We start from the raw sequence: 15,335 nt of genomic DNA, 5'->3' as shown, positions 1-15,335 counted from the left end.
CATCCTTGCCGGACTTCGATTTCGACCTGGTCGCGGTATAGGTATTCACGCCTCTCCCTCCCCTTCATGCCCGAGGGCTCCAGCCAAATGGTCTGCATATTGGATACGGTATACATCCTGGTATGGACCTGGGATTTTAATTAGTTCCTCATGTTTCCCGCGTTGGATTACCCGTCCTTCGTTTAAGACCAGGATTTCATCGGCATGTCGCAACGAAGAGATCCGATGGGCGATAATAAACGTGGTCCGTCCCCGCATCACTTCTTTGAACCCGGATTGGATCTCCTGCTCAGTCTCCATGTCCACCGCACTGGTGGCATCGTCCAAAATCAGGATTTTAGGATTCTTGAGCAAGGCGCGGGCGATGGCGATCCGCTGCTTCTGACCCCCGGACAATCCCAGTCCCCGTTCCCCTACAACGGTATCGTAACCGTCCGGCAGCTCCATAATAAAATCATGTGCTTTCGCCAGTTGAGCAGCACGAATGATTTCTTCCATCGTGACGTCGGTCATGCCGTAAGCAATATTGTTCTTAATCGATGACGAGAACAGGAATGTCTCCTGAAACACCGTCGCAATTTGGCTGCGCAGACTGCGTACGCTCAGCTCCCGAATGTCTTGGCCATCCAGTAAAATGCAGCCTTTATTCACGTCGTAAGCACGCATCAGCAACTGAATGATCGTCGATTTGCCGGAGCCGGTGCCGCCAAGGAAGCCAATGACGGAGCCGGGCGGGGCATGGAAGTCGATATCTACGACCGCCGGCATTTTGTTCCCGTAAGCAAACGTCACTCGGTCGAACCGGACATCGCCGCGAACCTGATCCGGGTCCAGCTCTACCGCTTGCTCTTTGTCCTTCACATCGATCGGTTGATTAAGAATTTCCAGCACCCGTTCCCCGGACGCTTTAGATTGCGTATAGTTGTTGATATGAAAGCCTAAGCCCCACATCGGACCAATAATAAACCAGATTAAACTAAAGAACGCGACCAGATCGCCGAGCGACATTGAGCCCTTAATCACCAAGGTCCCGCCGACCGAGAGCAGCACCGCAACGCTGATGGAAGCCAGCAGCTCCATGACTGGAAAGAATCGGCTCCACAACGTGGCTGCGAAGATCTGATTATCTTTATAGCGCTCATTGCGAAGCGAGAATTTCTCCACTTCATGCGGCTCCCGGGCGAACGATTTGACGGTACGTACGCCTGTCACGTTCTCTTGAACCGCGGTTGTTAAGGAACTGAGCGCCAGACGCATTTCCTGAAAGGCTGGATGAATTTTAGACTCAAATTTGAGGGCTACGCCAGCCAGGAAAGGGATGGTAATCATCGTGATTAACGTAAGCTGCCAATGAATGGACAGCATGACCGCTGATCCAAATGTGACCATCAAGATCAGATTCAGCAGCTGGGCAAAGCCAAACCCCACAAAGTTGCGGATGGCTTCCAAATCCCCCGTCAACCGCGACATTAGATCCCCGGTCTTCGCCGTGTCATAGTAGCGGAACGATAAAAATTGCAGTTTCTCGTAACATGCGTTACGCAACCGATACGCCAAGTAATTCCCCAGTCTTCCGCCAAAAAAACCGTGCAAGAACTGCAGAAACGCCTTCACGGCCACAACCGAAACTGCCGTCGCGGCAAGCCATACGACCTCTCCATAATTCCCCGGCCAAATGACATCATCGATCAGCTTGCGCAACAGCATCGGGTAAACTAACCCCAGCCCAGTCGCAGCTGCCAAGCATAAAATCGACAACACCAAGTAATTCAACTTAGCCTGGTAATACACCCGAAGTTGCCTAAGAACCTCCATGTCTCTCCTCCTACACCCGTTTGTGGAACTGTACTTCAGATACCTCTTCACAACCAAACGGTTCCGGACGTCTTAGCAGCAGGATCAGGGAGAGTCGTCTGAACGCCGCGAAACCTGTCACAGCCTGAAAGCATGCGCTTTCATGGCTTTAGTCCCTTGCAGTTTAACATCATGATTTTTCCGCGGCAAAGCGTAGAAAAGCCTAATATCCGGTAAATTCGAATATTAGGCTTCTATCACGGGTGAAACCCGCCTATTTATCATAAAAAGCTTTCATTTCCTCCACATCCCGCCCGATTTGATCAAGGATGCTTTTCCAATGCGTCAGCTCCTCCGGAGAGACTTTGGAACCTTGAATACTCTGCTCCCATTCCGTCCATAAACCGCGGAACATTTCAGCGGTATGCTCCTTCCGCAACGCGATTTCACGCTCATAATGCTCCTGGAAGAAGGTTTCCATCTCGTTAACGATCGCCTTCAGCTTGGCGAGCAGGGGCTCCTCCAGCTTCGCCCGCAGCTGCAAACGACCGCCGCCTTCAAAGAACGCTTTGGGATTTTTGAAATACGGCCAATAGACTTCCGGCGCCAACGATCCGCTGTCCAGCAAGCCTTCCGGAATCGCTGGCGTATTCCAGCTCGTTTCTGCGCTGGAATAGCTGAGCGGCATATCCAGGGCCGCCTCATACCGACGGCACCAGCCTTCAGCTTCCCGGCGAAGCAGCGCCTCCGCTTTGCGCTCCAAGCGAAGCGAGGTCGCAAGCAGCTCCCGCTCCAATTCCCCTGAAACCTGATCCAGCCACCCGCGCAGTGCAACGGTAAAGTTCTGTTTCAACGAACCGTTATGCTCCTGTAACAAGGAGGGGTGGAAAAATTCCGCAAACAACTCCAGCGCCTGCAGGCGTACCCGCTGCACGACATGGAACAGCAGCTCGGCGTTCTCCTGGCTCCATTCCCGACCGATATCGACCTGAAGAAACTCGGCAACCGCCTGCTCAAACAGATCCCGGCGACCACGCAAGGCGGCAAGCTGTTGCTCCGCATTTTCCGCGCTTTGCCCAGCAGCTTCCGTCCATTTGGACAACCGTTCTTGCATCTGCTTCATCATTTCCACCGCGGACGACACCGCCAGATTCCCAAGATCCTGCTCCAGGAACGTCGAGAAGCGTTGCCGGAACAGGGAGAAGCCTGGGTCCTCCGCCGTATTCTCCCGTCTTGCTGCCATCGCTCGCATACTGGAGACCGCATATACGTTGGGCTGCTGGATTCCGGCGCTGCGAAGGCCGTCCCTTACATGCTCCACAACAGCCGTCAACTCTTCCTCCGAAGACGCCAGATCGGCGGCATTGACGACAAAGAACATTTTGTCGAGAGCGAAGCTGCCCTTCATTCGTCCCAACTGGCTCAAGAGCTGCTTATCGGAGCGCGAGAACGCGTGGTTGTAATACGTCACGAAGATGATCGCATCGGAATCCTTCATATATTGGAACGTAACCCCTGTATGGCGAGCGTGGATTGAATCGGCCCCCGGGGTATCCACCAGCACGATACCTTGTTCCGTTAACGGACAACGGTAATAAAAATCGATTTCCGCCACGAAGCAGGCTTTCGTCTCGTCTGCCGCATAGCTGCGGAATTGCTCGGCTTCCACAACCTCCACCTGTCCGAGCCGATCGGCGGATTCTGCCCAACCGGCAGCGGCGGCCTGCAGGAAGCTGTAATGCGCCCGGCCGGCCGCCGGAATATCTTCGGGCTTCAAGCGCCGGACCGCCTCCATCCAAGCCGTCTCCTTCCATTCCCCTAAGCCTAGGGCTTGGAAGGAGTAGGCCAAGTCTTCGCGGATCGCCTCGGGGCTCTTGAATTTGACGGCGGCTGTGTTATGGCGCTGATCGTCTACCGGCGCCATCACGCGGATGATCGCCGCGGTGGTCGGATGCGGCGAGACGGGCAACACCGCTTCGCCAAGCAAGGCGCTGGCGAAGGACGATTTGCCCGCGCTGAACGCCCCAAACAGCGCCACGGTGAACACGCCGTCGCGCAGCTCGGCAGCGCGACGGGTCAGCTCCCGCACCCCGGTGCCAAAGGCCGGGTGGGGAGTCAGCCGCTCCGCCGCACCCGCCAGGCGTGCGGCGGCGGCCAGCGCGCGCCCGCGCGCAGGCGCAGCCGGCGGCTCTTGCGCCGCCGATGCGGGCGCGGGCGCCGTTGCCGCTGCTGGATCGCCCCCGGCGGCCCTCGCCTGCGGCGGCGATCCAGCAGCGGCAGCGGTGCTGCCCGCTGTCCCCGTCGCCGCAGGCGCTCCCGCGCCGCTTGCTGCGAGTGGCGCGGCAGCCATTGCCCTCACCTCCGGCAGCAGGCCGGGGGTGAGGGGCACGGGCGCGCCCAGCAGCGCGGCACAGCGCGCTGCGCGCGCCTCGGCGGCCGCGTCCAGCTGCGCCAGGGCGCGGGCCGCGGGCAGGCGCGCCGCCAGCTCGGCGCGCCGGGCGAGCGCCGCCGCAGCGAAGGCGGCGCGGCGCGGCGACGGCGCGGCGAGCAGCGCGTCGATCACGTCCACAGCCGCGCGGCGATAACGCGCGGCGATGCCAGCGCCTACCGCTGCCGCGTAATGCAGCGTCGATTCGCCGGACAGCATTGCCCCGCCGGGAAGCGGCTCCGTGATCCACGCCTCCGCCGGCTTCGGCATCCGTTCGTCGAGTTGCTGCTCCCAAGTCTCGCCCCAGAGCTCCAGTTCCTGGCCGATCGCTCGCAACTCCTGGCGCACATGCCAATCCAGCTGCGCTTCAACTTGTTCGGCCAGCGCCTGTAAAAATTCGCTTTGCCGCTTCTGCTTCTCCGCTTCCGTCTTCCCGGCAGCGAACCAGCCTTTCACTTTAAAGCCCGGCGCCTGGCTCTCTAAATAACGTCCGGCCTGCTCCCGGAGCGGCGGCGTCATCAGTTGGGCTGTCTCCAGCAGGCTGCTAATGCGGTGCAGCCATTCCTGCTTTCTCGTCTCCCATAGCTGCTCGCCTGACGGACCCGCCAGTTCCAGTTGCCGCAGCTCCTCCTCCATCGCGGAAACGTCCGTCTCTCCGCCGGCTTCTGCCTCCAGTTGCTCACGCTGGGACTGCTCCGCCGCAGCCGCACGAGCCAGATATCCTTCAACCGACTGGGCAGCTGAAGCATAAGCACTGTACTCCAGCAAACCTTCTCCCCGTGCAAACAAATGGCCGATCACTTCCCGCAGCTGCGGAAGCATATTGCCAGGGGCGTTCTCTTGTTTCAGCGAGATATAAAAGATCCCCTGCGCCTGAATATTCCAGTTCCGGAACGCCTGGCTGACGGAAGCCTGATACGCGGTAAAGGACAGTTCCTCTTCCCGATGCTTATCAATTTGGTTTACGATCATATAAACAGGTTTGCCGTAATCACTTAACGATTTGGCAAAGCTTAAGTTCGTCTCCGAAGATACATGGTTATAGTCCATCACGTAAAAAACGACGTCCGCCAGGTGCAACGCCGAATGCGTGGCCATCGCGTGGCCGGCGTCATTGGAGTCGACCCCTGGCGTATCCAGCAGAACGCCGCCGCGCGGCGGCAGCTCCACCCGATCCCACAGTTCAACGCGGGTATATTCCTCCCCATTGCGGCAATACGCAGCCACCTCGTCCACCGGCACCTCGACCTTCGGTTTCCCCGGATCGGCTGGCGTCAGCAGCGCGCGTGGCTCCCCTTCCCGGATCAGGACCACATTGGCGCTGGTAGGCAGCGGGCTGGCCGGCATCACCGTCTTTCCGCTTAACGTATTAATCAGACTCGACTTCCCTGCAGAGAAATGGCCGCAAAACGCCGCGACCAGCTCCCGCCGTTCCAGCTTATCGCCCACTTCTCGAAGCTCCGCCGCCGAAGTAGCATCTCCTTCCTGCTCCAGCAAGTGTTGCAGCTGATGCAGCCGCTCCTGCAATTCGTAGTCCGTTTTCGTCATCGTCTGATCCATCCATGCCCCTCCGTTTTCCACGCTGCGAAATCAAGTTTCATTTTAATTATTCATATTTTAACATTTCCCCGGGCGGTTGGAAACGCTCCCTATTGCAGCTCCCTACGGGCTTTCTGTACAACAAAACCGCCCCCAAACGGAGACGGTTCAAGATGTATTAATATAACCCGGCCTCTCGATCCGCCAACACCTTTCCGGTGAGAGACAGATCGTAGTCGCCTAGCGAGGAGAGCACCCCGCGCAACGCGTCGGATTCCAACGTTTCGCGCAGCTTGGCAATCCACTCGCGATTTTCCGGCTTGTTCATGACGACGAGATCCACCCGCTCCTGAGTGAGCGGAATAAACTCAAGTCCGGCAATCTTCGCCGGTCTTTCACTGCCGACTCCAACGTCCGCCTGACCGAGAGCAATTCGTCCGCCAAGCCCCATATGTGAAGTTTCCTCCTGGTGATATCCGATGATGGAGTCGGGGGATATCCCCTGCTTGCGCAGTTGTTCATCCAGCAGCACGCGTGCGCCGGAGCCTTTTTCCCGGTTGATCAACCGAATTCCCGGCCGCGCCAGATCCTCCCAGGAGCGAATCCCCAGCGGATTGCCCTGCTTGACGTAAAATCCAGCCCTCCGCGTCGCAAAGTTCAACACCAGATAAGGAAGGGAAATAAACAACTTGCGAATATACGGCAAATTATACTCACCCGTATCTCCGTCATACAGATGGGTACTCACGATATCTGCCGCAGCGTTATACATGGCCACCAAGCTGTCCATACTGCTGGCAAAAGAACGCAGCGGCCGGCACCCCCGAAGTCTGGATTCCAGCGCTTTCGCCAGCAGATCCAATCCCGTGTCCTGCCCGGTAATCACCAGCGTCTTCGCACCGCTCGGCATTTCTCCCCTATCTACATCCGACCGAGGCGGCATAGTATAGGGCGCCGCTTGGAAATCCGGTATACCGGCGGCAGCATGAGGCGCTGTCCCGCCTTTGGCTCTCTGCTTATAAGCTTCCAGATCAGTGGAATCCACTCGCATCTGTTTGCCCACCCGGTAAGCGGGAAGTTCTCCTTTTTTGATTAGATCATAGACCGTTAGCTTAGACACCTTCAACAGTTTGGCGATTTCCTCGGCGGTATATGAGATCGGTTCGGTCATAGCGCACTCCTTCATCCGTTCCACATCAGTTCATGCAACTAGACTCATCTTACCGGGGATTCCTCTTTTTTTCAATGAAGATTCCCTAAGGGTCTATACAATTCGTTATGCTTTGTATAATCTAGTTATAATTAGATATAACTAAGGTGGTTTACCTATGCAAAAATTTATGAAAGAGCCTATCCTAGCTGCACTCTCAGCTATTCTGATCATTCTATCTTCCGGTTGCGGCCATCCAGCTGCCTCGTCTGCACCGGTCAAGGACCCGTCTGATTCTACGGAAGAAGTCCAGTTGCTCATCTCCGCCGCTGCCAGCTTAACTGAGAGCCTAAATGAACTACAGAGCTTGTATGAAGCCGAACATCCCCAAGTGAAGCTGACTTTTAACTATGCGGCTTCCGGCACGCTTCAGCAGCAGATTGAACAAGGCGCACCGGTTGACCTGTTCCTGTCCGCCGGAACGAAACAAATGAACGCCTTGCTTGACAAAGGACTCATCAACGAGAGTCTCACCACTAACCTGCTGACGAATAACTTGGTCCTGATCGTCCCTAAGGGAGATGCTGTGGTGGTCCAACGCATGGACGATTTGAGCAAACTCGGCGATATCGCGATGGGCACCCCTGAATCGGTTCCAGCCGGAAAATACGCACAGCAAGCTCTAGCCTACCATCAGCTTTGGGACACGTTGCAATCCCATTTGGTGCTGACGAAGGACGTCAAACAGGTGCTGTCTTATGTGGAAACCGGCAATGTTGACGCCGGGTTCGTGTACAAAACCGATGCAGCCTTTTCCGACAAAGTGAAGGTGGCCTTGACCGCAGAACCTGAAAGCCATGACCCGATTGAATATCCGATCGGCGTGCTTAAGGGCAGCGCCCATCCCGACGAAGCGAAAGCTTTCTACGAATTTATATTAAGCGACCAAGCCCGGCAAGTATTCATCAAATACGGGTTCACCCCGATGGTGTAATTATATATGCATACATTTGAATTCTCGGACTCCTTCTGGGAGCCAGTCACCTTATCTCTGCAAGTGTCCATTGCCGCTACGATCATTGCCTTTGCGGCAGGATTGTTGGTGGCGTGGCGCATGTCCGCCGCCACTTTTTATGGGAAGACGTTGGTAGAAACCGTCTTTCTCCTTCCACTGGTCCTTCCACCAAGCGTGGTCGGTTTTATTTTATTGGTGGTGTTGGGGAAAAACAGTTGGATCGGCCAGGCCGCGGAACGCCTGTTCCACATCAGTTTTGTGTTTCAGCCGCTTGGTGCCGTGGTCGCGGCGGCTGTTGTCAGCTTCCCGCTGATCTATCAAACGTTGAAGTCCGGCTTCCTTGAAGTGGATAAGCATCTGAAAGACGCCGCTCGTTCGCAGGGCGCCGGGGAATGGCAGGTGCTGATCTATATCGTGCTTCCGCTCGCCGCGCGTTCGCTCCAAGCGGCCTTTATTCTCGGATTCGCCCGTGCGCTGGGGGAATTCGGGGCGACGATGATGATCGCCGGCAACATTCCTGGCCGAACCCAAACGATACCGACGGCTATTTATTTTGCCGTTGATGCCGGTAACCAACAGCTGGCCTGGGCGTTAACCGGATGCACGATTCTATTCTCCTTCGGACTGCTGCTGATCTCTTCGCGCCTAAGAAACGATAGATGAACGAACAAGCTCTAACAACAAAAATCCCCTCGAATGTGCGTGAGTTTCACAAGCGCATTCGAGGGGATTTCATTTTCTCTTTTTTGAAAAAAAGAGGGATATAAGCTCTACTTCACCGCAACTTCTGCGGTTTCAGTTGGAAGCAGGACTTCAAACACCTTGCCGTGCTGTAAAATGGTAATGCCTCGTGTTTTATCCTTCATCACGACAACCTCCGGTTTGGCTGACATCCGCTCCAAGTAATGCTCAGGCACTTCACCGGAATCGCTGACCATTAGCCCGTCCACTTCACGTTCGTCATTTTCACCTAAATTCAAATCAAGAACTTGTTCAAATACGTCCGAGAACTGTTCAAAGTTGTCGGTATACACAGAAATGCATCTCATGTGGTCTCTCATCCTCACCTATGGGTTATCTTATTTTGCCGCATTTTTCTTAGGTTTCCTGTTTTGCGGCGTTTTCATACGTTTTTTGCCCTCCCGGCAAACGTCAAGCAGCGGGCAAACATCACATTTAGGGGCTTGCGCCTTGCAGTGATACCTTCCGAAAAAGATTAAGCGATGATGCGTTAACGTCCACTCCTCTTTAGGTACCCGTTTCATCAGCTTCTTTTCCACTTCGAGAACGGAATCGTTCCATCCGGCTAATCCTAACCGTTTGCTGACGCGCTCCACATGCGTGTCAACGGCAATTGCCGGAACCCCAAAGGCGTTGGATACGACAACGTTGGCCGTCTTACGCCCCACCCCGGGCAGTTCAACCAACTTCTCATGTTCCCTGGGCACCTCGCCGCCGTACCGTTCCAGCAAAATTCGACACAAACTTTGAATATGCTTGGCTTTGCTGCGGTACAAGCCAATTTTACGGATATCTTGTTCCAGCTCCTCCAACGGAACCGAGACGTAATCCTCCGGCGTTTTATACTTCTTAAATAAATCAGCCGTAACTTTATTTACCGTAGCGTCGGTGCACTGCGCGGACAGGAGGACGGCAATCGTAAGCTCAAAGGCATTCTCGTGGTTCAACTCACAGCGCGCATCCGGAAACATGGCACCGATGGTGTCTAAAATATGGCGGACATCAGCCGCTTTCATGTCTCCACTCCTTTCCTGGAGGCCCTGCTGGCCGCTCTTGTTAATCCCGCGAAAAAACCGTCTTGACTCGGGAAACATCCCGCATCAAGACGGTTGATCTCACGAAAAATGATTATTGCTTTTCGACTTCAACCAGCTTGTCTCCGTTGAAATACAAAACAATTTTATCATTAATCTGGAGGGATTGCACGGATATTGTCGTGTCACCTTGGTGAAAATACGTATCCGCTGTTACCGCAAAGCGATAATTGTTGTCAGACGTGGAGGACCGCAAGACAATAATTTCCTTGCTTACCCCGTCGTACCGGGAGAATTTGCGTTCTTGCGCCGTCAGCACCTTCACGACAACTGCACCGTTTGTATCTTTGCGAACTTCAACATGATCATTGGTCGTTAGCGATGTCACGCTTGTGCTGACTTCTGTCCCACGTTGAACCTTCACGCCGTTAACTAAAGAATAAGTTTCCACATTGCCAGCAAAAGATTTCACCAGCAAGCTCGAACCATCCACACTTTGGATCTTTCCTAACGTCAGCTTCACGACTTGCAGCGAGATCGCTGATTGTCCGTTAAACGTAACATTGATCGTTTGTCCCGCTTTCAGGTCGCTGACTTTAATGGCTCCGCCATTTTCGCCAAGCAGTACAGCTTGATCTACATAGAATTCAGAGGTTACGCCGTTCGCTGTTGCCCGAATGCGGCTGTTCGAGGTATTCACCGAAACGACCTCAAACTGAATGGTGCTCTTCACCGCCAGCGTTTGCAGCGCGTCTTGGTTCGCTGTCAGCATCGCGGTAACTGGATCCCCGGCTTTGAGATCAGCCAGCGAGGCATTCGCTTTCCCATAAATGCTGATCGTTGGCGTCGAACCTTGATAAGGAACTTCTACGGTTTTGCCATTGTTCTGCAAAATCGTAATTTTCTTCGCGGAGGTATTGGCCGATACATAAGTGCCTTCGTACTTGTAGGTCACATCCACATTAACTGCGCGTGAACCTACAACGGTCAGATCCACTTTGCGGCCTTTGGACAGCAACGACTCCAGACCGGATAACGTTGGGTTCGTTGTGTTGTAGCTGTATTTCGTCTTCTCATCGATGACGAACACATACGGTTTCTCCGCCGCATCCAGGACGGTAAGCGCCTTAGTTTTCGCGTCATAGTTGATCACCGTTGCGCTCTCCAATTTCTCGGATTGACGCCCCGTAACTACGATCTTCGTCACTTCGTCGTCGGGATTCAGGGTCAATTCAACCTTGTCCCCGCCCTTTTCATCCGTGATCAGATCGTCCAGGCTCGCGTCTGCGATCCCGTTGATTTCCACGGTCACGTTCTTCGCCAGCCGCTTGATTTCATCACGTCCGCCGGCATTGGTGTAGCTCAGCAACGTATCGCCAACGAGATCCAGCAAGGTCCCGGTCACGGTTCGTTCTGTCGCTTGGGTCACAACTAAGGAGGCCAGCACGCCGTCCTTCACTTCAAACGTAACCGATGCCCCTTCTTTCACTTCGCCCATCTGACTTAGAACTTGGTTTTGGTAGAGCAAAATCGTCTTATCGTTGTATTTGAACGTTTCTTCATTGCCGTTGGCAAGCTTGATCGTAACGTTCTTCCCGGTAAGATCAATCTTCGAAACCGTACCGTTGCCGGAAATATTCGCCACAGATTGCAGCTGAATAATCACTGGCTTCTTGTCAGGCGTAAACGTCTCACGTTGAACAACGACCGTACTCTCCGGGGTTAAATCGCTGACTTTGATGGAGTTCCCGTACTGATCAACAAAAGTTGTATTGCTGTCATAGGTCAAAGTCAACGGATTGTTATTTACCAATAAGAGCAATTGGTTGTTCCCGAGAACACGCAGGAGCGTACCTTCCGAGCGCTCCAGCTGTTGGTTCGGATCGGTAACCTCCACATAAGCGGCAGAACCTACCTTGTCCACAGCCAGCACTTTCGTATACAGCTTCAAGGCGCTTCGGGTGGTTCTTGTTTCAGAATCCTTCGTGAAATAGACCGAACGGTTATCCAATGTGAAGCTCTTCAGCTGACCGTTCGTATACAACGTCATCTTGTTGTCTGTAAGCTCTGTTACTATCCCCTCGTAGACGTTGGCATAGCCCGGGTTGACGTATTCACTGCCGCGGCTAAAGAAGGTCGCGATTTGAGCCCGCGTCACTTTGCCCAGCGGATCGAACCGGTTCCCTTCAACCCCGTTGGTTAAGTTCAATTGAACCGCAACATTCACGTATCCACGCGTATTAGCGGAGATGCTGGTTTGGTCGGCAAAGCCGGTGGGCAGCGTTGCAGAAGCTTTCGCTTCCGCGTCTTTCCCCAACGCGCGAACGAGCAGCTTGGCTACCCATTCCCGGGAAGCCTTCTTCTCGCCCCAAGCTTCGCCATCCTTCGTGGCGGCGATCTCTTCGTTTTTATTAATCAAATTTTTCGACAGGGCCAGCTCCAAATAAGGTTTAAAATAATTGCCCACTTTCAGATCTTCTGGAGCTCCGGCACCATTGCCGAGTTGAGAATCCAGGTTCATGAACCGGATGGCGATCGTAATAGCTTCTTGTTGCGTAACGTTATCGCCTGGACGGAACTTGCCGGCATCGCCTAGCAGAATGCCTTCAGCTGCTAATTTGTATATGTGTTTCTCCGCCCAGAATCCGCTCTGTACGTCGCTGAACAAGGATACGGCTGCGACGTTTTGCGTGGTTACGGCCGGCGTTTCCTCGGCGAATGCCGCCGTTGTCCCGCCCAAGCACATGGCCGTGACTAGCATCGCGGAGACTGCTTTCCGGGTACTGCGTTGAAACGTGCGTTTATAGGATGCCATCAAATTCTTCCTTTCTACAAAAAAGATCTCCTTAAACCATTCGACGGCGAACGGGAGAGTTCCTCCCCGATCTCTTAATTTCTTACCAATGGATGCGTCAGTTCGACATGCCCCATCAAAGTATCCACGGCAGCGCCGTCAACCAGCACATCGATCGCCTCGACTTCGTCGAATTGGAACAACGTGTTCTTCAGCGCATCTATCGCTAACGCCTCCCCGCCTGCTCCAAGGCGCGCTTCATCCGGAAGCGTTAAATCAACGGTAACCGTTCCGTCCTTGAAATCAGCCGAATGAAACTCCGCTTTGCCCCATAGAGAGAATTGGCTTGCGGAATTAGGGGTTTGCAGCGCTTTGAGGGCGGCTAAATATTTGTCTTGCTCCGCCGGATAAGAGATCTCACGGCTCTCTTTGCTGAGCTCTAGCATCTGGTCATCGGTAAAATAAACCTCAATGCTCTCCGTCTTCAGCTGCGGTTGATCGACTCCGCCCGCTCCTTGCGTTGCATCGGAATTTTGCGGGGTTGCCTCGTTTGGTGCTTGTACACTTCCTTGGTTCGCCTCGGCATTCCCTGCTCCAGCATCCGGAGCAGCCTGCGGCTTCTGCCCGCAGCCGCTGCTCAAGGCGAGCAGAAGTACCAGGATTCCGAGGATGATGCTTCTTCTTCTGTTCACGGTGACTTCCTCCTTCGCCCGGCGATCACTGAAGGCCGAGATATTCTTTAATACCGTCAACGATACCCTGGGCAACTTTACTCCGGTATGCATCGGTTGCCAACAGCGCATCATCGTTCTTGTTGCTTAAGTACCCGCATTCCAGCAGCACGGCCGGCATCGTCGTTTCCCTGGTCACGTGCAAGCTTTGCGTACGGACTTTGCGATCGGCCAAGCCGGAGGCTTGAACCAGATGCTTATGCATGACCTTCGCCAGATCCAGGCTGGCTGCCCGCGTATAATAGGTCTCCACTCCGCTGGCCGAAGCAGAGCCGGAGTTCGCATGTACGGAGATAAAAATGTCCGCTTTAACGTTCTCAGCAATCTTCACCCGGTCAGACAACGTTGGATACGTATCGCTCTCGCGCGTTAGCACCAGATTGATGTTCGGATCGTTTTGCAGCAGTTCCTTCACCTTCAGCACAACCGCCAGGTTAAAATCTTTTTCCTTCTTCTTCGTAACACTAATGGCGCCCGGATCGCTTCCACCGTGACCGGCATCCAGTACGACCGTCTTCTTCCCGCTGCCGCCGGAGGTTCCTCCGCCCTGACTTGGATCCGTGTTCAAATTAACGAAAATCAAGCCGTCATTCTCATTGACCAGCTGGTAATTCACCTTATGGTTCAAATCCAATACAATTCGAACCGTCGATGGATTGTTGCTGAACAACGCGTATCTAACCTTGGAAACATCCGGGTAATCCGTGATTTCAAGGCTTCCGCTCTTACTTGCGTCCAGCGGAGTGCCATTAGCCAACGTTTCGGCAAATTGAGCTTGCGGCAAATCGATCACAAGCCGCTCGGGACCACTCATCGTGAAGACATTAGGTGTTACATCCCTATCGACCGCAATCATTAAGCTGTTGTTGTCAAACGCGATCCCGGTCACATTCGCCAAATGGCTAGTATCTACTGGAGGCACAACCGTTCCCGGCTGCTCTACATCAGTTCCGTTGCCGTTCCCGGAGTCGTTGCCAGACCCGGCATTGCCGGTATTCCCGCTTCCGCTGCCAGAGCTTGGCGTCGTCAAATAGGCAGCCTTCGCTGTGTTATCCCATGCAACTTGCAGCCCCATTTGCTCACTGATAAACCGCATAGGTACGAGCGTAGTATCTTGGGCAAGCTTCGGCGCGACGGGCAGTTTGATCTCGCTTCCATTGACGGAAGCGGTGGTTTGATTCACGACAAGAATAAGCGTTGTACCGGGTTGCTTTATGGTTACCGTGCGCGTCTTCTTCTCATAGTTGACGTCAAAACCTAGCTCCTCCGCGACGACACGAATTGGAATCATCACATTTCCATTCACATTTTGGACTTGTCCATTTTGGGGCAAAGCGAGTGCTTGCCCATCCAGATAAATACTCGTACTACCGGACGCTGCATGACCGGTTTGCGCCATTACGAAGAGCAGCAACCAGCCGAACATGAGCGTGACCAAACTTTTTTTCTTCATCCGTCACCCCTACCTTTAGAATTTTTGCCTTGTGTTGCCGTAGGCGTTCATTTCCATTTCGACATCACCAGACGACATATTAGACGCCAATCGGCTTGGAAAGTTGCGAAAATCTGGCATTTTTCTGCTTAACATTTGCCAGTGTTTCCTATGAAAATCCTGTGTTTCCTGAATGCGGCAGAGAGACGAACGAAGCTGGACAGCTTCACTGTGGCAACACTGAGCGAGCCGTTGCCATGTGAGTGTCAAACTCTCGGCGAGAGGGTCGCGGACGCTGTGGGGGAACACGTGTGCATAGATGGTCTCCGGCGGACAACGTTGAGGCCAACCTGCGCTCTAACGCTTGCCAGCAACGCTATTTGGCCCAAATCGAGATCGTTGCGATTCTAACGCTTATGAGAAAGCTTATTTGCCCGTTTCCCCCTCCAAATGGGGCCATTTGACGCAAATAAGCTCGCTGGCAAGCGTTAGAATTGAAATCTCCTTCATTTGCCCCGAATAAGCGCTGTGGCAAGCGTTAGCCGGAGATGCACACGTCACCGTCCGATTAGTAGCAGGTAAGCGCAGTTAGGTGCAATGATCAACCTGCGCTCTAACGCTTGCCAACAACGCTATTTGGCCCAAATCGAGGGCGTTGCGATTCTAACGCTTATGAG

Annotated in this window: 10 protein-coding genes; 2 read left to right on the top strand and 8 right to left on the bottom strand. The window is 54.0% G+C overall.

All coding sequences use genetic code 11. The features are described from left to right. Positions 1 to 45 precede the first annotated feature (45 nt). The 3 genes from C812_RS06615 to C812_RS06605 form a co-directional block, all read right to left on the bottom strand. On the bottom strand, positions 46 to 1,815 hold the full coding sequence (locus C812_RS06615) for an ABC transporter ATP-binding protein (protein WP_016311888.1): 1,770 nt from the start codon (positions 1,813 to 1,815) through the stop codon (positions 46 to 48). Positions 1,816 to 2,068: 253 nt separating this feature from the next. After that, a complete protein-coding gene (locus tag C812_RS06610; RefSeq protein ID WP_016311887.1) occupies positions 2,069 to 5,782 on the bottom strand; it encodes a dynamin family protein in 3,714 nt (1,237 codons plus the stop codon). 157 nt (positions 5,783 to 5,939) lie between these two features. Then, positions 5,940 to 6,932: a helix-turn-helix transcriptional regulator gene (locus tag C812_RS06605; protein WP_016311886.1), complete on the bottom strand. Its 993-nt coding sequence runs from the start codon at positions 6,930 to 6,932 to the stop codon at positions 5,940 to 5,942. A gap of 157 nt (positions 6,933 to 7,089) precedes the next feature. Between C812_RS06605 and modA the strand changes: the two genes are divergently transcribed. After that, positions 7,090 to 7,905 carry a molybdate ABC transporter substrate-binding protein gene (modA, locus tag C812_RS06600; protein ID WP_016311885.1) on the top strand — a complete coding sequence of 272 codons (816 nt, stop codon included), beginning with the start codon at positions 7,090 to 7,092 and terminating at the stop codon, positions 7,903 to 7,905. Between the two features lie 6 nt (positions 7,906 to 7,911). Beyond that, positions 7,912 to 8,589 (top strand): molybdate ABC transporter permease subunit, encoded by a 678-nt coding sequence (gene modB / locus C812_RS06595; protein WP_016311884.1) that lies wholly within the window; start codon positions 7,912 to 7,914, stop codon positions 8,587 to 8,589. Between the two features lie 107 nt (positions 8,590 to 8,696). Here modB and C812_RS06590 read toward each other — a convergent pair whose 3' ends face one another. The 5 genes from C812_RS06590 to C812_RS06570 all read right to left on the bottom strand — a co-directional run bounded on the left by C812_RS06590 (position 8,697) and on the right by C812_RS06570 (position 14,679). Further along, positions 8,697 to 8,975 carry a hypothetical protein gene (locus tag C812_RS06590; protein ID WP_028537669.1) on the bottom strand — a complete coding sequence of 93 codons (279 nt, stop codon included), beginning with the start codon at positions 8,973 to 8,975 and terminating at the stop codon, positions 8,697 to 8,699. A gap of 30 nt (positions 8,976 to 9,005) precedes the next feature. Beyond that, positions 9,006 to 9,683, bottom strand: a complete 678-nt coding sequence (nth, locus tag C812_RS06585; protein ID WP_016311882.1) for an endonuclease III — start codon at positions 9,681 to 9,683, stop codon at positions 9,006 to 9,008. 112 nt (positions 9,684 to 9,795) lie between these two features. Further along, positions 9,796 to 12,516 (bottom strand): S-layer homology domain-containing protein, encoded by a 2,721-nt coding sequence (locus C812_RS06580; RefSeq protein WP_016311881.1) that lies wholly within the window; start codon positions 12,514 to 12,516, stop codon positions 9,796 to 9,798. A gap of 74 nt (positions 12,517 to 12,590) precedes the next feature. Then, positions 12,591 to 13,187 (bottom strand): GerMN domain-containing protein, encoded by a 597-nt coding sequence (locus C812_RS06575; RefSeq protein ID WP_036624398.1) that lies wholly within the window; start codon positions 13,185 to 13,187, stop codon positions 12,591 to 12,593. Positions 13,188 to 13,212: 25 nt separating this feature from the next. After that, positions 13,213 to 14,679 carry an N-acetylmuramoyl-L-alanine amidase family protein gene (locus tag C812_RS06570; RefSeq protein ID WP_016311879.1) on the bottom strand — a complete coding sequence of 489 codons (1,467 nt, stop codon included), beginning with the start codon at positions 14,677 to 14,679 and terminating at the stop codon, positions 13,213 to 13,215. Between the last annotated feature and the right edge of the window lie 656 nt (positions 14,680 to 15,335).

The organism is Paenibacillus barengoltzii G22, from assembly GCF_000403375.2.
GTDB lineage: Bacteria > Bacillota > Bacilli > Paenibacillales > Paenibacillaceae > Fontibacillus > Fontibacillus barengoltzii.
This window is presented reverse-complemented; position numbering and strand designations above follow the sequence as displayed.